15 protein-coding genes are annotated in these 18329 nt (G+C 66.1%); 6 read left to right on the top strand and 9 right to left on the bottom strand.

What is annotated here, in order from left to right; genetic code table 11:
* Positions 1 to 15: 15 nt before the first annotated feature.
* On the top strand, positions 16 to 780 hold the full coding sequence (locus tag AC4OR5_RS01865; RefSeq protein ID WP_019484459.1) for a TerC family protein: 765 nt from the start codon (positions 16 to 18) through the stop codon (positions 778 to 780).
* A gap of 5 nt (positions 781 to 785) precedes the next feature.
* Here AC4OR5_RS01865 and prfH read toward each other — a convergent pair whose 3' ends face one another.
* The 3 genes from prfH to AC4OR5_RS01850 all read right to left on the bottom strand — a co-directional run bounded on the left by prfH (position 786) and on the right by AC4OR5_RS01850 (position 3704).
* On the bottom strand, positions 786 to 1400 hold the full coding sequence (gene prfH, locus AC4OR5_RS01860; protein ID WP_003158566.1) for a peptide chain release factor H: 615 nt from the start codon (positions 1398 to 1400) through the stop codon (positions 786 to 788).
* Positions 1397 to 2536, bottom strand: coding sequence for an RNA ligase RtcB family protein (locus AC4OR5_RS01855; RefSeq protein ID WP_003142126.1), 1140 nt, complete (start codon positions 2534 to 2536; stop codon positions 1397 to 1399). The genes prfH and AC4OR5_RS01855 overlap by 4 nt, the downstream gene beginning before the upstream one ends.
* Positions 2537 to 2903: 367 nt before the next feature.
* Positions 2904 to 3704: a substrate-binding periplasmic protein gene (locus AC4OR5_RS01850; protein ID WP_073646277.1), complete on the bottom strand. Its 801-nt coding sequence runs from the start codon at positions 3702 to 3704 to the stop codon at positions 2904 to 2906.
* Between the two features lie 353 nt (positions 3705 to 4057).
* On the opposite strand from AC4OR5_RS01850, the gene AC4OR5_RS01845 reads away from it, so the two are divergent.
* Both AC4OR5_RS01845 and AC4OR5_RS01840 read left to right on the top strand, forming a co-directional pair.
* On the top strand, positions 4058 to 5806 hold the full coding sequence (locus AC4OR5_RS01845) for a Na/Pi cotransporter family protein (RefSeq protein ID WP_058155790.1): 1749 nt from the start codon (positions 4058 to 4060) through the stop codon (positions 5804 to 5806).
* A 68-nt stretch (positions 5807 to 5874) separates the two neighbouring features.
* Positions 5875 to 7248: a M16 family metallopeptidase gene (locus AC4OR5_RS01840; RefSeq protein ID WP_003096933.1), complete on the top strand. Its 1374-nt coding sequence runs from the start codon at positions 5875 to 5877 to the stop codon at positions 7246 to 7248.
* 5 nt (positions 7249 to 7253) lie between these two features.
* On the opposite strand, the gene AC4OR5_RS01835 is transcribed toward AC4OR5_RS01840, so the two are convergent.
* Together AC4OR5_RS01835 and AC4OR5_RS01830 are read right to left on the bottom strand one after the other, a co-directional pair.
* Positions 7254 to 7814, bottom strand: a complete 561-nt coding sequence (locus AC4OR5_RS01835) for a GNAT family N-acetyltransferase (RefSeq protein ID WP_003096934.1) — start codon at positions 7812 to 7814, stop codon at positions 7254 to 7256.
* Positions 7815 to 7956: 142 nt separating this feature from the next.
* Entirely contained in the window at positions 7957 to 9246 is a 1290-nt protein-coding gene (locus tag AC4OR5_RS01830; RefSeq protein WP_031686826.1) for an MFS transporter, read from the bottom strand.
* A 374-nt stretch (positions 9247 to 9620) separates the two neighbouring features.
* On the opposite strand from AC4OR5_RS01830, the gene AC4OR5_RS01825 reads away from it, so the two are divergent.
* Complete coding sequence (locus tag AC4OR5_RS01825; protein WP_031686827.1) at positions 9621 to 10661, top strand: DUF5924 family protein; 1041 nt, start codon at positions 9621 to 9623, stop codon at positions 10659 to 10661.
* 18 nt (positions 10662 to 10679) lie between these two features.
* On the opposite strand, the gene AC4OR5_RS01820 is transcribed toward AC4OR5_RS01825, so the two are convergent.
* The 4 genes from AC4OR5_RS01820 to AC4OR5_RS01805 form a co-directional block, all read right to left on the bottom strand.
* The gene (locus AC4OR5_RS01820) at positions 10680 to 11909 is read right to left on the bottom strand and encodes a nucleoside recognition domain-containing protein (RefSeq protein ID WP_003096953.1); all 1230 of its coding nucleotides are present in this window, start codon (positions 11907 to 11909) and stop codon (positions 10680 to 10682) included.
* 104 nt (positions 11910 to 12013) lie between these two features.
* Positions 12014 to 13348: a glutamate/aspartate:proton symporter GltP gene (gene gltP / locus AC4OR5_RS01815; protein WP_003096956.1), complete on the bottom strand. Its 1335-nt coding sequence runs from the start codon at positions 13346 to 13348 to the stop codon at positions 12014 to 12016.
* Between the two features lie 713 nt (positions 13349 to 14061).
* Entirely contained in the window at positions 14062 to 14529 is a 468-nt protein-coding gene (locus AC4OR5_RS01810; RefSeq protein ID WP_003096958.1) for an inhibitor of vertebrate lysozyme family protein, read from the bottom strand.
* Positions 14530 to 14550: 21 nt separating this feature from the next.
* Entirely contained in the window at positions 14551 to 14712 is a 162-nt protein-coding gene (locus AC4OR5_RS01805; RefSeq protein WP_003096961.1) for a DUF1328 domain-containing protein, read from the bottom strand.
* Between the two features lie 476 nt (positions 14713 to 15188).
* Between AC4OR5_RS01805 and algB the strand changes: the two genes are divergently transcribed.
* On the top strand, positions 15189 to 16538 hold the full coding sequence (gene algB, locus AC4OR5_RS01800; protein ID WP_003136427.1) for a sigma-54-dependent response regulator transcription factor AlgB: 1350 nt from the start codon (positions 15189 to 15191) through the stop codon (positions 16536 to 16538).
* A complete protein-coding gene (locus AC4OR5_RS01795; RefSeq protein ID WP_079980140.1) occupies positions 16535 to 18322 on the top strand; it encodes a KinB sensor domain-containing domain in 1788 nt (595 codons plus the stop codon). The genes algB and AC4OR5_RS01795 overlap by 4 nt, the downstream gene beginning before the upstream one ends.
* Positions 18323 to 18329 lie beyond the last annotated feature (7 nt).

Genomic DNA, 18329 nt, shown 5'->3' with positions numbered 1-18329 from the left:
ACGAGTGACCGCTTCATGGAATGGCTGACCAGCCCGGAAATCTGGATTGCGTTCTTCACCCTGACCGCCCTGGAGATCGTCCTCGGCATCGACAACATCATCATGATCTCGATCCTGGTCGGGCGCATGCCGAAGCACCTGCAGCCACGCACCCGCTTCTTCGGCCTGGCCCTGGCGATGGTGACGCGGATCCTGCTGTTGCTGTCGATCACCTGGGTCATGCGCCTGACCGCCGACCTCTTCTACCTGTTCGGCCAAGGCATCTCCGGACGCGACCTGATCCTGTTCTTCGGCGGCCTGTTCCTGCTCTGGAAAAGCAGCTCGGAGATCTACCAGGGCCTGGAAGGCGAGGAAGAAAGCGGCGAGGAACCGAAGGGTTCGGCGGGCGGCTTCATTGGCACCATCATCCAGATCGCGATCATCGACATCGTCTTTTCCCTGGACTCGGTGATCACCGCCGTCGGCATGGTCTCCCACGTGCCGGTGATGGTCGCGGCGATCATCGTCGCGGTACTGGTGATGATGCTCTGCGCCGGCGCCATCAGCGACTTCATCGACAAGCACCCGTCGCTGAAGATGCTCGCCCTGTCGTTCCTCATCGTGGTCGGCACGGTGCTGATCGCCGAAGCCTTCGAAGTCCATGTGCCGAAGGGCTACGTCTACTTCGCCATGGCCTTCTCCCTGGCCGTGGAGGCGCTGAACATCCGCATGCGCGGCGCCGCCGCGCGCAAACGGGGCGAAGAGCCGGTGAAGCTGCGCAAGGAAGTGCTCGGCGACTGAGCCGCTCAGGCCGGCTCGAAACGCTCGCCGCGGAATACCCGGCGAGCCGCGCCGCGACTGATCCGGCCGTGGGCCTGGCGGCGCTCCGCGCGCAGCGCGTCGGCCGCGCTGCTCGCCTGATCCGCGAGGCGCCGGGCGATCAGCAGGATCGCCAGGCGTTTGTTGGCGTGCTGGCTACGCTGGCTCTGCACCCTGACGCTGATGCCGCTGGCCAGGTGGGTGGCGCGCACCGCCGAGTCGGTGGTGTTGACATGCTGGCCGCCGGGGCCGGAAGAGCGCAGGGTCTCGAAACGGATCTCGCCCTCCAGACTGGCCGGCGGCGCGGCGAAGCGCTCCGCGCCGATGAACCAGTTCTTGCGCGCATGCCTTGCCCGGTAGGGGCTGGGGCAGATCCACTGGATACCGCCGCACCAGCGCTCGGCGAGCGCTTCGGCGGCAGTGCCGCGCAGCCCCAGGAGCAGCGAACGCCAGGTGCGCGGACGCTCGCCGGCCACCTCCTCGATTACCTCGACCTCGACGCCGGCTTGCGCCGCCTCGAGGCACAGCCGCTCGAACGCCTTCGCCACCGCCAGGCAGCATTCCGCCGGCCCCTGGGCCGCGGAGAGTTGCAGCAGGATCATCGGCAGCACTCCCCACGGGTCTTGTAGGTCAGCACCGGCTTCAGGCGGGCGACCAGGCGCAGCAGGCCGGCTTCGAGCAGCGCACCGACCACCGAGTCGATACCCTTGTAGGCTTCCGGCGCTTCCTCGTAGATCAGCTGGCGGTCGCCGCAGATCACCCGGCTACCAAGGCGCGTGCGGCCCAGCTGGTCGACGCTGAAGCGCGCCGCCAGGCGTTCCCGACACTCGCCGCGCTGCCATTTGCGACCGGCGCCGTGGGCCAGGGAGAACAGGCTCTGCGCGCTCGGCACAGGCTCCACCAGGTAGCTGTAGTCGCCGCGCGAGCCGGGGATCACCAGCACGCCCTGGTCGGCCGGGGTGGCGCCCTTGCGGTGCAGCCAGCCGTCGACGCCATCGACCTGTGCCGGCGCCACCAGGTTGTGGTTGACGTCGAGCAGTTCCAGGCCGTCGCAGCGCAAGCGTTCGAGAATGCGCCGGGCGATGAGCTGGCGGTTACCCTCGGCGAAGCGCAACGCATCGGCGTGGCGCGCCAGGTAGGCGGAAGCTTCCAGGCTGCCGTCGAGCAGGCCGGCGTGGCCGTGCAGGCTGACATGCTCTTGCAGGATCGCCTGGCCGAGCCCGCGCGAGCCGCTGTGCACCAGCAGTTGCAGGCGATCGGCATCGAGGCCGAGGGCGTGCAGGGCAGCCTGGTCGAACACGGTCTCGACCTGCTGTAGTTCGGCGAAGTGATTGCCGCCACCGATCGTGCCGAGCGCGCGCCAGTGCTCGCGGGCCGGCAGCTCCAGGGCTTCGATGCAATCGTTCCAGGTCTCGTCCAGCGGCAGGTCGAGATTGCCCAGGCGCTTTTCCAGTTTGTCCGCCGACAGCTTGCCGGGGGCCAGGCCGGTTTCCCACAGGGCCATGCCACAGCCGATGTCGTTGCCGACCAGCGCCGGGTAGAAGCGGCCGACGGAGAAGAACGCCGCGCCGACCGGATAGCCGCGACCGGGATGCAAGTCCGGGAGACCGACGACGCGGCGCATGCCGTCCAGCTCGGCGGTGGTTTGCAGTTGCTGGATCGCCTTGCCTTCGATCCAGGTGCTGTCCGAGGCGATCAGTGCGACGCCCGCGGACAAAGGCTTGATGTAGTTGCCCATAATCCAATCCATGTGATTGAAACGGTAGATCCGGGGGGCAGACCGAAGCCGAGCGGGCACTCGCGGAAGGGCGAAGGGCGTCTAACGGAGAAGTGAAAACCTGGGGAGCGGTGACCGCGGCAGCCGATGACCTCTCGCCGGAAGCTTGCGCGGACGCAAGGGCGGGAATCGTTCAGCGGTGCAGGGGGTCGAGCGGTAGGTTTCGGTGGCCGTTAGGCCAGGCGCAGCCTGCAAAGGGTAGAGAACTGAATCATCGATGTAACCTCCTTTGCGGTGCGTGAGTGGGGGAAATGAAGGGCGAATCCTAGGCGTTTCATTCCCGCCGCGCAAGCCCCGGAAAGGCTCCGCGGTGGAAATGAGCGGCGCATCACTGCGCCGAAAGGGCCTGCACGGCGCCGGGCACCTCGCTGTTCCAGCGCTGGTAGAGCGCCCGCAGCTCGCCGGACGCCGCCATCTGCCGTACCCGCGCGTCATAGACCTCGCGCAGGAGCCGGCCGCTGGCGCTGTCGGCGAAGGTCATGAAGGACTCCTTGCCAGGCGGCAGTTGCGCGATCGGATAGGCATCGGCCGGCAGATGCGCTTCGCTGCGCTGCTTTTCCAGTTCGTCCGGCTCGTCGAGGAAGAAATCCAGCTCGCCGTTCTGGACCTGCTCGGTGCAACGCTCGGGGCGGACGCACTCGACCAGGGTGAAGTCGCGCTGCTCCGCGGGGATCAGGTTGTAGCTATGGCGCCAGCCGACGCGCTTGCCGGTGAGGCTGGCGCGGCCGGAAAAGGGCGTCTTCGCCGCATGCATCACGCCGTGGTACTCGATGTCGATCGGCAACTGGGCGTACAGCTTGCCCTCAACGCCGGGGATCTCGCCCGGCACGCCATCGACCATGGAGCCCGCGGTCATCAGCTTGTTGGCGCGGTTCCAGGGCATGTTGATGAATTTCACGTCGAGCCCGTAGGGCGCATAGACCTGCTTCAGCAGGTCCCAGTACAGACCGCTGCCGTCGGCGTTGGTATAGCCTTCCCAGGCCGGCGCGGCGAAGGTCGCCTTGCGGATGTGCGCCTGCTCCAGGCTATCGCCCAGCGCATCGGCCTGAACCACCGGCGCTCCCCCTACCCCGAGCGCCAACACCGCTGCCGAGAGGCAGCCACTGATCCCCGCAAATCGCATCCGCACCACTCCTCTGTATCCCTCTAGACCGGGGCTTTTCACAAGGTGCAAAGGATACCCTTCCTGTCGGCTAATTCCATGGGCTGTGGCGCAAACGCATGCATCGAACGGAAGGCGAAAAAATCCTCGCCGTTTCGCGGCGCGCACGCTTGAATGAAGGGTAGGCGCCCTGCCGCTCGGGCTGCCGGGACGAACTCCCGCGGGGGGCGCCTGTCCAAATATGACGTTCGTGTTACAACTCGCCTGAACGCTGCCTTTCCATCGTGGCCGTTGGCGCCGTTGTCCGGGCTCTGCGGCGCAACGCACGCGGAACCTGGCGCGAGGTTGGCCATTCGTCGTAGTGCCAGGGGGGCCACGCCATGCTGAAACTGCTCGACCTGCTCTCTGCCGTCGCCCTGCTGGTGTGGGGCACGCATATCGTCCGCAGCGGAATTCTCCGGGTCTACGGCGCCGACCTGCGGCGCATCCTCAGTCGCAGCGTGGAAAAACGCCCGCTGGCGTTCGCCGCCGGCATCGGCGTCACCGCCCTGGTGCAAAGCAGCAACGCCACCGCCCTGCTGGCCACCTCCTTCGTCGCCCAGGGCCTGATGGCACTGGCGCCGGCACTGGCGATCATGCTCGGCGCCGACGTCGGCACCGCACTGATGGCGCGGGTGCTGACCCTCGACCTGTCGTGGCTGTCGCCGCTGCTGGTCTTCTTCGGCGTGATCTTCTTCCTCAGCCGCAAGCAGACCCGCCTCGGCCAGCTCGGCCGGGTGTTCATCGGCCTCGGCCTGATCATCCTGGCGCTCCAGCTGATCGTCGCCGCCGCCGAGCCGATGACCCAGGCCAAGGGCGTCAAGGTACTGTTCTCCAGCCTGACCGGCGACATCATGCTCGACGCCCTGACCGGCGCGTTGTTCGCCATGATTTCCTATTCCAGCCTGGCCGCCGTGCTGCTTACCGCGACCCTCGCCGCGTCCAAGGTGATCTCGCTGAAAGTCGCGCTGTGCCTGGTGGTCGGCGCCAACCTCGGCAGCGGCATCCTGGCCATGCTCAGCGCCACCGCGCAAAACGCCGCCGGTCGCCGGGTGGCCCTCGGCAGCCTGTTGTTCAAGGTCGCCGGCTGCCTGCTGGTGCTGCCCCTGGTGGGGCCGCTGGCGGACTGGATGGATCACTGGCAGTTCAGCACAGCCGAACTGGTGATCGCCTTCCACGTGCTCTACAACGCCGCGCGCTGCCTCGCCTGCCTGCCGCTGACCAACGCCATGGCCAGCTTCTGCACCCGGGTGATGCCCGACCGCGCCCTTCCCGACGACGTCGCCCGGCCGCGCCATCTCGATCCCGCCGCCCTCGACACGCCGAGCCTGGCGCTGGCCAACGCGGTGCGCGAGACCCTGCGCATGGGCGATACCGTCGAGCAGATGCTGAACAACCTGATGCAGATCATCCGCGGCGGCGATCCGCTGTTGGGCAAGGACATCCGCAAGCTCGACGACGACGTCGACGCCCTCTACACCGCGATCAAGCTGTATCTGGCAAGGATGCCGCGCGAGGACCTGTCCGAACGCGACAGCCGGCGCTGGGCGGAGATCATCGAGCTGGCGATCAACCTGGAGCAGGCCGGCGACATCATCGAGCACATGCTCGCCGCCGTGCAGGACAAGAAGACCTCGCGCAGCCGCTCGTTCTCCGACACCGGCCTGGAAGAGATCGGCACCCTGTACCAGCAACTGGTTTCCAACCTGCGCCTGGGCCTTTCGGTGTTCCTCAACGGCGACCTCGACAGCGCCAAGCGCCTGCGCCGGGCCAAACAGCGCTTCCGCCTGCAGGAACGGCGCTACGCCCATGCCCATGTCGACCGCCTGCACCAGCAGGTGGTGCAGAGCATCGAGACCAGCTCGCTGCACCTGGACCTGATCAGCGACATGAAGCGTCTCAACTCGCTGTTCTGCGCCATCGCCTACGCCGTGCTGGACAACCCTGACGCGCCGAGCAGAACCGCCGACGAGGGCGTTCGCCGGGACGAGGACGACTGGGCCGACGAGGTCGACGACATGACCTCGGCGCCGCTGGCCGAGCCAGCGCTCGTCGAGGAGCGTGCGGAAACGCGCCGTTCGCGACATTAGCCGTTCTGCGGGTAGGTTCGTCATGAAGCATCCGCTATTCTCGGTATTTTCAGTTCCAGGCTCGGCCCATGCGTTCGTTGTCCACCCTGCTGCTGTTCTGCCTGCTCTGCCCCTGGTCGTACGCCGACCAGCGCAGCGAGGTCGAAGCCTTCCAGCTGGAAAACGGCATGGGCGTGCTGCTCAAGCCCACCGAGCAGCACCGGCACGTCTCGATCCGGCTGGTGGTGGGGGTCGGTTTCGCCGACTTCTCGTGCCGTGAAAAGCAGCTGCCGCACCTGCTCGAGCACCTTTTCTTCAGCGGCCTGGACGGCGGCGACGAGGCCGACCTGGAAGCCCGCATGCAGGCCCTCGGCGGACAATGGAACGCCTACACCAGCGAAGGCGACACCACCTTCGTCATCGAGGCACCTGCCGCCACCCAGCGGCAGGTCCTCGACCTGCTGCTGGACACCATCACCCGCACCGAACTGGACGAGCCGCGCATCGCCGCCGCCAAGCGAGTGATCGAGCGCGAAGGCGGCGGCCATTACTCGCACCTGCAGCGCTGGCTCGACCGCGAGAACCTGGGCCGTGGCGCCATGGACCAACTGGCGGTGGAACTGGGCCTGGCCTGCTCCCAGCGCGCGCCGCTGGCGCCGCTTGGCGCGGAGCAGCTGGAGCGGCTGCGCAGCGACTGGTACGTACCGGGCAACATGACCCTGATCCTGGTCGGTGACCTCGATCCGCGCCTGCCGGCCTATCTGACCCGGACCTTCGGCACCCTGGAAGACCACGAGCTCCCCGAGCGCCGCGAGCTGCCGGCGGCCAACGGGCATGCCGAGGCCAGGCGCACCCTGATCACCCGGCCATTCGGCGAGGGTGCGATGCTGCACTGGATCTATCCGGAGCCGGACGACGCCGACCCGGACGCCATGGTCCTGCTCCAGGCCTATATGAACGACGCGCTGTACGCCGACCTGCGTGTGCGTCGCGGACTCACCTACGGGCCATCGACCGATCGCCAGGTGTTCGCCAACCAGGGCTTCTTCAGCCTCGACGCGGATGTCGAGCGCAGCGACCTGCCCGCCACCGAGGCCGCCCTGCGCGAGTTGCTCGACGGCATCCGCCAGCATGGCCTGGACCCGGGGCGTTTCAAGCGGGTGCAATTCGCCGAGCGCGCCAGGCTGGCCTGGAGCACTCAGGGCAACGCGGCGCTGGCGGACTATTACTGGGGCTCGCTGGCCGACTACGAGGACGGCCATTTCCCCAATGAGGAGCGCCGCCTGGCGAAGGTCAGCCTGCAACAGGCGAACGCGCTGGCGAAGCGGCTGTTCGACGGCGAAGGCTACCTGCGCATCGAAAAGCCGCTGTTCGACGACGACATGCTCTACCCGTTGCTACTCGCCGCCGGTCTCCTGGCCAGCGGCCTGCTCTGGTTCGGCCTGCGCCGCCGGCGCGCCTGAGCGGGCTACAGGGCCAGGCGGTGGATGACCTGGGTCGAGTCGTCCGGGTCGCGCTGGCCGACGAAGCCCAGTGCGCAACACAGGTCGCGCATCGCCCGGTTGGCCGCCGAGTCCACCGAATACATCTGGCGGAAGCCGTTGCGCCGCGCCACGTCGATCAGATGGCGCATCAGCACGGCGTCGAGGCCCAGCCCCTGGTAGTCGTCGGCGATGGTTACCGCGCATTCGCACTGCCCTTCCTCGCAACAGGCGGCGTAGCGGCTGATACCGACCTCGCGCAGCTCACCGTCCTCGTGCACCAGGGCAACGAAGGCCATGCTCTGCTGGTAGTCGATGTCCATCAGTTGGTCGAGCAGCGCCGGGCTGGCTTCCTTGATCTCGCCGAGGAAGCGGAAGTGGCGGGTTGCCGGGGACAGCCGGTTGATGAACTGGCGTTCGCGCTCCCGGTCCTCCTCGCGCAGGGGACGGATCAGCACGTGGCGGCCATCGTCGAGGGACTCGACCCAATGGTCGCCCTCCACCGCCGCGAACGCGGAAGACCGGCTGGCATTTTGTACATTGGACATGATGCGATCTCCAGGAAGGGAAGGAAGTCGGTACAACCACTTCCTTCCTGTCTACGCGGTTTGGCGCAGCTCCGGTTGATCGACATCAACGCCGCCGCCGCAGCCCCGGCGGGAGCCGACGCACGGCATGCGGCGAAACGCCTCAGGCGTTGGCCAGCTCGGCCTCGGCGATCTCCTTGCCGCGCCGGCGGAACAGCACCAGGGTGGCGAGCAGCCCCAGCAGCGCCGCGCCACTGAGCCAGATGCCCGGGGCCGCGCGGTTGTCCAGGGTGTGGATCAGCCAGGTGCAGACCGCCGGGGTGAAACCACCGAAGGTCGCCGTAGCCAGGCTGTAGGCGAGGGAGAAACCGGTAGTGCGCACGTCCGCCGGCATCACCTCGGTCAACGCCACCACCATCGCGCCGTTGTAGCTGCTGTAAAGGAACGACAGCCACAACTCGACGCCGAGCAGGCCGGCGAAACTCGGCTCGCGGACCAGCCAGGACAGCGCCGGGTAGGCGGTCAGCAGTGCCAGCGCGGAGGCACCCAGCAACAATGGCTTGCGCCCGATGCGGTCGGAGAACGCGCCCATCACCGGCAGCCAGATGAAGTTGGACAGGCCGATGCACATGGTCACCAGCAGGCTGTCGAGGTCCGACAGTTGCAACTCATTCTTGCCGAAGGTCGGCGTGTAGGCGGTGATCAGGTAGAACGATACGGTGGTCATCACCACCATCGCGGTACCGGCCAGCACTACGCCGAAGTTCTGCCCGATGGAGCGCAGCACCTGCGACAGCGACGGGCGGTGGGGGCGCGCCTCGAACTCCGGCGTTTCCTCCAGCGAGCGACGGATGACGAACAGCGCCGGAACGATCAGGCAGCCGATGAAGAACGGTACGCGCCAGCCCCATTCGCCCATGTCCTGCGGGCTCAGCCACTGGTTGAGGAGCACGCCGAGCAGGCCGGCGAAGACCACCGCGACCTGCTGGCTGGCCGACTGCCAACTGACGAAGAAGCCTTTGCGTCCTGGCGTGGCGATCTCCGACAGGTAGACCGAAACCCCTCCCAGCTCGACGCCGGCGGAAAAACCCTGCAGGAGCCGGCCGAACAGCACCAGCAACGGCGCCGCCACGCCCAGCGTGGCATAGCCGGGAACGAAGGCGATCAGCAGGGTGCCCATGGCCATCAGGCCGAGGGTGATGATCAGGCCCTGGCGGCGGCCGTGGCGATCGATGTAGGCGCCCAGGAACACCGCACCCAACGGCCGCATCAGGAAGCCGGCGCCAAAGGTGGCGAGGGACAGCATCAGGGAGGCGAACGGGTTGTCGCCGGGGAAGAAGGTCTTGGCGATGGCGGTGGCGTAGAAGCCATACACCATGAAGTCGTACATCTCGAGGAAGTTGCCACTGACCACACGGAAAATGGCGACGCCTTTGGATTTATTAGAGGCCATGGGACACACACTCAGGCAGACACGGGGAAGCGGTCCATGGCGGCGTCGATGGCCACGCAGGCGGGTACGTCATCCATCGACCGAGTTGTAACCATATGTGTAAAAACTCCTGTCGAACAATCTAAAATTGCCCGAAAGGTGCGAATTGAAGGGGTTTGAAAGGCTGCCGAAAGCTTCGCGACCATCGGTCGGGAAAGCGACGCCTTTTTCCCTGGTGGCCCTCCGCGAAAGGAGAGCGGAGCCTCTGTCGGGCGAAGGAAACATTCGCCGCGCGGTAGCTGTCCTTCGTTCATACCCAGGAAACCCGGCCGGGGTTATGCTGCGCGCCCCGGCCGGCTGGCCGAGCAGATCCGATCGAGAACCCGCTGTTCCCCATGCCCAACCAACAACGCCCCATCCTCAAGGCCCGCCTGGAGCAACTGATCGCCCTGGTCGGCGGCCTGATGGCCCGCTATCCACGCACCATCGCCCTGTTCGGCTTCTGTTCGGGCGTGTTCAGTTTCATCATGGTCGACCGGCAGAAGGGCTTCGCCCAGGTACTGGCAATCATCATGCTGGTCAGCTGGGTCTGGTTGATCCTCGAGAACCTCCTGCGGGAGACCTTCGCCCGCCGCTTCGGCTGGGAGATCCCGGCGCCGCTGCTGCGCTACGCGACCCAACTGATCCACCAGGAAAGCCTGTTCTTCGTCCTGCCGTTCTTTCTCATCACCACCACCTGGAACAGCGGCCAGGCGCTGTTCACAGGGACGCTGGCCGCCGCGGCGCTGATCTCCATCACCGATCCGCTCTACTATCGCTGGCTGTCCAGGCGTCGCTGGGTGTTCCTCGCCTACCACACCCTGACCCTGTTCGCGGTGTTGCTGACCTCGCTGCCGATCCTGCTGCACCTGACCACCCCGGAAAGCTACCGGTTGTCGCTGGGCATCGCCGTCGTGCTGTCCTTCCCCAGCCTGCTCGTGACCTTCCCGCTACAGCACTGGTGGCGCGGCTTCCTGCTTCTCGGCCTGACCCTGGCGGTAGGCCTGACCGGCTGGTTCGGCCGTACCTGGGTGCCGCCGGCCACCCTGTGGCTGACCGAAGTGGCGGTGAGCAGCCAGTTCGACGACCAGAGCCGCACGCCCGGCGATAGCCTGGAGCAGGTCGGCGCCAGCCAGTTGCGCAGCCAGGGCCTGTTCGCCTATACCGCGATCAACGCGCCGCGCGGCCTCGACGAGCGCATCTATCACGTGTGGATGTTTAACGGGAAGGAGTTCGACCGCATCGCCCTGGATATCCACGGCGGCCGCAAGGAGGGCTACCGGGCCTGGACCCACAAGCAGAACTTCCCCGGCGACCCGGTCGGCCACTGGCAGGTGAAGGTACTCACCGAGGCCGGACAGATGATCGGTACCCTGCGCTTCGACGTCACCCAGTGACGTCGAAGCCTGGCGACTTCAGGCGAAGAACCAGTAGCACACGCCGATGGAGGCGATGACCCCGGCCAGGTCCGCGGTCAGCGCGCAGCCCACCGCGTGGCGCGCGCGCTGCAGGCCGACCGAGCCGAAATAGACGGCGAGCACGTAGAAGGTGGTCTCGGTACTGCCCTGCACGGTGGCGGCGACCAGCGCCGGGAAACTGTCGACGCCGTGGGTCTGCATGGTCTCCAGCAGCATCGCCCGCGCCGCACTGCCGGAGAACGGCTTGACCAACGCGGTGGGCAGCGCCTCGACGAAGCGGCTGTCCCAGCCCAGCCCCTCGACCGCCCAGCGTATCCCGCCGAGTACCACTTCCAGCGCCCCGGAGGCGCGCAGCACGCCAACCGCGCAAAGCATCGCGACCAGGTAGGGCAACAGGTTCCTGGCGACGTCGAAACCTTCCTTCGCCCCCTCCACGAAGCTCTCGTAGACCGGCACCTTCTTCAGCGCGCCGACGATCAGGAACAGCACGATCAGGCTGAACAGCGTCAGGTTGCCCAGCAGCGAGGACAGCTGCGCCAGCGCGGTGGCCGAGAGCGTGCCGAGCACCGCCATGAAGCCGGCCAGCAGCAACGCGCCGGGGATCAGGTAGGCCAGCACCACCGGGTCCCACAGGCGCAGGCGCTGCATCAGCGCCACCGACAGCAGGCCGGCCAGGGTCGAGGCGCTGGTGGCCAGGAGGATCGGCAGGAATACCAGGGTCGGATCGGCCGCGCCCTGCTGCGCGCGGTACATGAAGATGGTCACCGGCAGCAAGGTCAGGGACGAGGCGTTGAGCACCAGGAAGAGGATCTGCGCATTGCTCGCGGTGGTGCTGCTGGGATTGAGCTCCTGCAACGCCTTCATCGCCTTCAGGCCGATCGGCGTGGCGGCGTTGTCCAAACCCAGGCCATTGGCGGCGAAGTTCAGGGTGATCAGGCCGATCGCCGGATGCCCCGGCGGCACTTCCGGCATCAGCCGACGGAACAGCGGACCGAGCAGCACCGCCAGGCGCTCCACCAGACCGGCCTTCTCGGCGATGCGCAGGAAGCCGAGCCAGAGCGTCAGGGTGCCGAACAGCAGGACCATCACCTCGACCGCCAGCTTGGCCATGGCGAACAGGCTCTCCACCATCGCCGCGAACACCGTCGCATCGCCGCCGATCAACCAGCGCGCCAGCGCGCTCGCCGCCGCCACCAGGAAAAAACCCAACCACAAGCCGTTCAGCATTCAGAATCCCCCGCGTTGCGCGGATGATAGCGGCGCAGGCGGTGCCGGCGCCAGAAACGCCGAGGCCCCGGACGATGCCGGGGCCTCCTGGGCGGGAAGCCGCCTTATTCGAGGGTGGCCTGCTTACCCTTGGCTTCGCCGACCGCCTGCCGCAGGTGCGGCAGCGAATCCCAGTAGCGCTGGCCCTTGGCCGCGTCGTACATGCCTTCCCACTTGGAGATGACCAGCACCGCGAGGGCATTGCCGATCACGTTGAGGGCGGTGCGCGCCATGTCCATGATGCGATCCACGCCGGCGATGAAGGCCAGGCCCTCGAGCGGGATGCCGACGCTGCCCAGGGTGGCGAGCAGCACCACGAAGGACACGCCCGGCACGCCGGCGATACCCTTGGAGGTCACCATCAGGGTCAGCACCAGCATGATCTGCTGGCCGATGGACAGGTCGATGCCGTAGAGCTGCGCGATGAAGATCGCCGCGATGCTCTGGTACAGGGTCGAGCCATCGAGGTTGAAGGAGTAGCCGGTGGGCACCACGAAGCTGCTGATCGCCTTCGGCGCGCCGTAGGCTTCCATTTTCTCGATGATGCGCGGCAGCACGGTTTCCGAGCTGGCGGTGGAATAGGCGAGGACCAGGTCGTCCTTGAAGATGCGGATCAGGCGCATGATCGAGAAGCCGAACATCCGCGCGATCAGGCCCAGCACCACCAGGGCGAAGAAGACGATGGCCACGTAGACCAGGATCACCAGCTTGGCCAGCGGCAGCAGCGAGGCGAAGCCGAAGTTGGCGACGGTCACCGCGATCAGGGCGAAGACACCGATAGGGGCGTACTTCATGATCATGTGGGTGACCTTGAACATGGTCTCGGAAACGCCCTGGAACACCTTCACCAGCGGCTCGCGCAGGTCGTTGGGCAGGCTCGACAGGCCGAGGCCGAACATCACCGAGAAGAAGATGATCGGCAGCATCTCGCCACGGGCGATGGCGGCGAAGACGTTGGAGGGAATCAGGTTGAGGATGGTCGCGATGAACGCATGGTCATGCTGCACTTCCTGGGTGGTCTTCTGGTACTGGGAAATGTCCACGGTACCCAGGGTGCTCATGTCGATGCCGGTGCCGGGCTGGAACAGGTTGGCCAGCAGCAGGCCGACGACGATGGCGACGGTGGTGACGATCTCGAAGTAGATGATGGTCTTCAGGCCGATGCGGCCAAGCTTCTTCGCGTCGCCGACGCCGGCGATGCCGACCACCAGCGAGGAAATCACGATCGGCACCACGATCATCTTGATCAGACGGATGAAGATGTCGCCGGCCGGTTGCAGCACGTTGGCGATCCACCAGGCCTTTTCGGCGCTGAAATGGTTGAGCACTGCGCCGACGGCGATACCGAGTGCCAGACCGATCACGATCTGCCAGGCGAGGCTTAGCTTGGCTTTACCCATGTTTCGTCACCCTTAATTCTTGTGGAAGTCGGGAGTCGCTCCAACGGGAGAGTCGCTCCCGACAGGCGAAAGGGCGCAATGATTCATGCGCTCCCCTACCCCGTCTAATGCCGTAAGTGACTGCCCCATGCCGAATCGGCATGAGAAATCACTAATGAAACGTCCGTCCCACAGGAAATTGCCCTTGATTTTCGTACAAGAACAGGGAGCGGAAGGCACTCCGTGCAAGGCCTGGGAGCCTCGTGCCCATCCTGGGAAGTTGAAAGTCGCTCATCATCGCTGCGATGGATGGTCACAGGACACGCAACGCCGTCCGGCACGCCATCGCCGGCTGTGGATAAGCGGCGTTCTGTGGATAACCGCGCGGTAAAGCCCTTCTGGGAGGGCGCCTCGGAACGCGCGGGTGGTCGATTGTAAAACGACTCCGCCATCCACAGGCATTGATCGATATCAGGGAAGTTCGCGGAGTATCGGTGCGGAAGCCGACGCTCCGCCGGACGGCGGAGCGTCGTACCCCCTTCTATATATAGAAGCGCGCCGGAAGGCAGCGAGACATCGGTGGCTCCCCTCCGGCGCGTTTTCGCCTGGCCCGACCCCGAAGGAGGTACTCCCTGTACCCCTGGAACCCGCCGGATCGACCTCACCCAGCGCATCCCGGTCCCCTGGCCATGCCCCGCTGCGGGCGGGGCGGTGTCACGCAAGCCCGTTCCGCCTCAGTACCAGTTCGGATCGGCCTTGAGTTGTTCGTCGAGGATCTTCTGTACCGCCGGCTCCGGCTTGCCCAGCCAGCGGAAGCTGGCGTGCTTGCTCGGCGACTTGTCCTGCGGCAGCCCTTCGGGCACCTGCACGTAGAGCCCGTAGGCATGGCTCTTGTCCCAATCGAAGGCGACCAGCAGGCGCTGGCCCTTGCAATCGGACTTCTCGCAGAGACCGCCAACCAGATACTTGTCGCCCTGGTCGTCGACGGCATGCATCGGTGTAGCGGTTCCCGAGAGATTCATCACCCAGTCGGGCAAGCGGCTCTCGTCTTCCACCAGGTTCTGCCAGGCCTCGCGGTATCCGGCATCGGTGCTCTGCAATTCGTTCAAGCGGTATTCACCGTCCCTGTCGGCCGCCACCGCCAGCGAACTGGCGGCGGCACCGAGCAGCAGTGCGTTCATCAGGTTACGCATGAGTCGCATCGCTTTCTCCTTGGCATCCGGCTAGCCGCGACGGCGTCCGAAGAAGAACGAGACCACGAAGAGCACCAGGAACAGCACGAAGAGGATCTTCGCGATTCCGGTGGCGGCACCTGCGATGCCACCAAACCCGAGGACGGCAGCGATGATGGCGATGATCAGAAAGGTGATAGCCCAACTAAGCATGATGTTTTCTCCTGTGTGCCTTCGGAACTGTCGGTACCGCCTCGGGGCCAGGCCCATCGGGGTAGCGAACCGGCCTATGTCCATTTTTTCTTCAGGGAGACCGTGACTACCTCATTGCACGCCCCATGCCAGCCTTTCTGAAAAACAAAAATACTTTTAATTCAACAGGTTATAAAACAACCCAGATAGTCTGCGCAGTTCATCCTGCACGACGCGACAAATTATTCCGGGCGTTTTGCACGATCGGCGCGGTACGCTGTCACATGCAACAGGGAAGCGACCCGGCACCTGCTACCCGGAGCCATCCGTGGAGCCGCCACGGCTTCCCGAAAACCCAAGAACAGCAACATCGGCAGGTTGCACGCCGCCCTGGCCGCCCGGATGGGCGGCGGGGCGCTCTGCAACTTGCATGGGCTTTCCGGGGACTAACCCAGAAGCCGAATGGCAGTGAATTCCCTAGAGGATAAAAAGCAACGATGGAAACCACTTCCGAAAAACAGGGGCGCATCCTGCTGGTCGATGACGAGTCGGCGATCCTGCGCACTTTCCGTTATTGCCTCGAAGACGAAGGCTACAGCGTGGCCACCGCCAGCAGCGCGCCGCAGGCGGAGGCCCTGTTGCAGCGCCAGGTATTCGACCTGTGCTTCCTCGATCTGCGCCTGGGCGAAGACAACGGGCTCGACGTTCTCGCCCAGATGCGCGTCCAGGCGCCATGGATGCGCGTGGTGATCGTCACCGCGCATTCGGCGGTGGATACCGCGGTCGACGCCATGCAGGCCGGCGCGGTGGATTACCTGGTCAAGCCCTGCAGCCCGGACCAACTGCGCCTGGCCGCCGCCAAGCAACTGGAGGTGCGCCAACTGACCGCGCGCCTGGAGGCCCTGGAGGACGAAGTGCGCCGCCAGGGCGACGGCCTGGAATCGCACAGCCCGGCCATGGCCGCGGTACTGGAGACCGCGCGCCAGGTGGCGGCGACCGACGCCAACATCCTCATCCTCGGCGAATCCGGCTCCGGCAAGGGCGAACTGGCACGCGCCATCCACACCTGGAGCAAACGCGCGAAGAAGCCCCAGGTCACCATCAACTGCCCGTCGCTGACCGCCGAACTGATGGAAAGCGAACTGTTCGGGCACAGTCGCGGCGCCTTCACCGGTGCCACCGAAAGCACCCTGGGCAGGGTCAGCCAGGCTGACGGCGGCACCCTGTTCCTCGACGAGATCGGCGACTTCCCGCTGACCTTGCAACCCAAGCTGCTGCGCTTCATCCAGGACAAGGAATACGAACGCGTCGGCGATCCGGTGACCCGCCGCGCCGATGTGCGCATCCTTGCCGCGACCAACCGCGACCTGGGCGCGATGGTCGCCCAGGGCCAGTTCCGCGAGGACCTGCTCTACCGCCTCAACGTGATCGTCCTCAACCTGCCTCCCCTGCGCGAACGCGCCGAGGATATCCTCGGCCTGGCCGAGCGTTTCCTCGCCCGCTTCGTCAAGGACTACGGCCGCCCCGCCCGCGGCTTCAGCGAAGCCGCCCGCGAGGCCATGCGGCAATACCCCTGGCCGGGCAACGTACGCGAGCTACGCAACGTGATCGAGCGCGCCAGCATCATCTGCAACCAGGAACGGGTGGATGTCGACCACCTCGGTTTCAGCGCTACGCAATCCGCCAGCAGCGCGCCGCGGATCGGCGAATCGCTGAGCCTGGAAGACCTGGAGAAAGCCCATATCACGGCGGTGATGGCCTCCAGCGCGACCCTCGACCAGGCCGCCAAGACCCTCGGTATCGATGCCTCGACCCTGTACCGGAAGCGCAAGCAGTACGGCCTATGAGCATGCCGCTGCCGATGAAGCTCCGGACCCGGTTGTTCCTCAGCATTTCCGCGCTGATCACCGTCTCGCTGTTCGGCCTGTTGCTCGGGTTGTTCAGCGTGATGCAGCTCGGCCGCGCTCAGGAGCAACGGATGTCGCACCACCACGCGACCATCGAGGTGAGCCAGCAGTTGCGCCAGCTGCTCGGCGACCAGTTGGTCATACTGCTCCGCGAAAAACCCGACGGGCAGGCCCTGGAGCGCTCGCAGAACGATTTCCGACGGGTCCTGGAACAGGGTCGGGCGAATACCGTCGACGGCGCCGAGCAGGCCGCCCTGGATGGCGTTCGCGACGCCTACCTGCAACTGCAGGCGCACACCCCGGCGCTGCTCAAGGCGCCCATGGCCGACAACGACGGCTTCAGCGAAGCCTTCAATACCCTGCGCCTACACCTGCAGGACCTGCAGCAACTGGCGCTGGCCGGCATCAGCGACGCCGAGACCAGCGCCCGCCATCGTGCCTACCTGGTCGCCGGCCTGCTTGGCCTGGTGGGCGTCGCCATCCTGCTGATCGGTTTCGTCACCGCCCACAGCATCGCCCGGCGCTTCGGCGCACCGATCGAAACCCTGGCGCGGGCGGCGGACAGGATCGGCGAAGGCGATTTCGACGTGACCCTGCCGATGACCAACGTTGCCGAGGTCGGCCAGTTGACCCGGCGTTTCGGCCTGATGGCCGAGGCCCTGCGGCAGTACCGCAAGACCAGCGTCGAAGAGGTGCTTTCCGGCGAGCGGCGCCTGCAGGCGGTACTCGACAGCATCGACGACGGCCTGGTGATCTTCGACAACCAGGGGCGCATCGAACACGCCAACCCGGTCGCGATCCGCCAGCTATTCGTCTCCAACGACCCCCATGGCAAGCGGATCGACGAAATACTCAGCGATGTCGATGTCCAGGAAGCGGTGGAAAAGGCCCTGCTCGGCGAAGTCCAGGACGAGGCGATGCCCGACCTGGTGGTGGACGTCGCCGGCGAGTCGCGCCTGCTGGCCTGGTCGCTGTATCCGGTCACCCATCCCGGCGGGCATAGCGTCGGCGCGGTGCTGGTGGTCCGCGACGTGACCGAGCAGCGCGCCTTCGAACGGGTCCGCAGCGAATTCGTCCTGCGCGCCTCCCACGAACTGCGCACGCCGGTGACCGGCATGCAGATGGCCTTCAGCCTGCTCCGCGAACGCCTGGACTTCCCCGCGGAGTCGCGGGAAGCGGACCTGATCCAGACGGTGGACGAAGAGATGTCGCGGCTGGTCCTGCTGATCAACGACCTGTTGAACTTCTCGCGCTACCAGACCGGCATGCAGAAGCTCGAACTGGCGTCCTGCGACCTCGTCGACCTGCTCACCCAGGCGCAGCAGCGTTTCACTCCCAAGGGCGAGGCCCGCCGGGTCTCGCTGCAACTGGAGCTGGGCGATGAACTGCCGCGCCTGCAGCTCGATCGCCTGCAGATCGAGCGGGTGATCGACAACCTGCTGGAAAACGCCCTGCGCCATAGCAGCGAAGGCGGGCAGATCCACCTGCAGGCCCGGCGCCAGGGCGACCGGGTGCTGATCGCGGTGGAAGACAATGGCGAAGGCATTCCCTTCAGCCAGCAAGGACGGATCTTCGAGCCTTTCGTCCAGGTCGGACGCAAGAAGGGCGGCGCCGGCCTCGGCCTGGCGCTGTGCAAGGAAATCATCCAGCTGCATGGCGGGCGCATCGCGGTGCGCTCGCAACCGGGCCAAGGCGCGCGCTTCTACATGCTGCTGCCGGTGTGACCGGGGC

This window comes from Pseudomonas sp. YA1 (assembly GCF_058680555.1).
This window is presented reverse-complemented; position numbering and strand designations above follow the sequence as displayed.

Coding starts and splice junctions, on each gene's coding strand:
- prfH (WP_003158566.1), bottom strand. CDS start 1,400: ATGATCCTGCTGCAACTCTCCGCGGCCCAGGGGCCGGCGGAATGCTGC.
- AC4OR5_RS01845 (WP_058155790.1), top strand. CDS start 4,058: ATGCTGAAACTGCTCGACCTGCTCTCTGCCGTCGCCCTGCTGGTGTGG.
- AC4OR5_RS01830 (WP_031686826.1), bottom strand. CDS start 9,246: ATGGCCTCTAATAAATCCAAAGGCGTCGCCATTTTCCGTGTGGTCAGT.
- AC4OR5_RS01840 (WP_003096933.1), top strand. CDS start 5,875: ATGCGTTCGTTGTCCACCCTGCTGCTGTTCTGCCTGCTCTGCCCCTGG.
- AC4OR5_RS01795 (WP_079980140.1), top strand. CDS start 16,535: ATGAGCATGCCGCTGCCGATGAAGCTCCGGACCCGGTTGTTCCTCAGC.
- AC4OR5_RS01825 (WP_031686827.1), top strand. CDS start 9,621: ATGCCCAACCAACAACGCCCCATCCTCAAGGCCCGCCTGGAGCAACTG.
- gltP (WP_003096956.1), bottom strand. CDS start 13,348: ATGGGTAAAGCCAAGCTAAGCCTCGCCTGGCAGATCGTGATCGGTCTG.
- AC4OR5_RS01855 (WP_003142126.1), bottom strand. CDS start 2,536: ATGGGCAACTACATCAAGCCTTTGTCCGCGGGCGTCGCACTGATCGCC.
- algB (WP_003136427.1), top strand. CDS start 15,189: ATGGAAACCACTTCCGAAAAACAGGGGCGCATCCTGCTGGTCGATGAC.
- AC4OR5_RS01805 (WP_003096961.1), bottom strand. CDS start 14,712: ATGCTTAGTTGGGCTATCACCTTTCTGATCATCGCCATCATCGCTGCC.
- AC4OR5_RS01865 (WP_019484459.1), top strand. CDS start 16: ATGGAATGGCTGACCAGCCCGGAAATCTGGATTGCGTTCTTCACCCTG.
- AC4OR5_RS01835 (WP_003096934.1), bottom strand. CDS start 7,814: ATGTCCAATGTACAAAATGCCAGCCGGTCTTCCGCGTTCGCGGCGGTG.
- AC4OR5_RS01820 (WP_003096953.1), bottom strand. CDS start 11,909: ATGCTGAACGGCTTGTGGTTGGGTTTTTTCCTGGTGGCGGCGGCGAGC.
- AC4OR5_RS01810 (WP_003096958.1), bottom strand. CDS start 14,529: ATGCGACTCATGCGTAACCTGATGAACGCACTGCTGCTCGGTGCCGCC.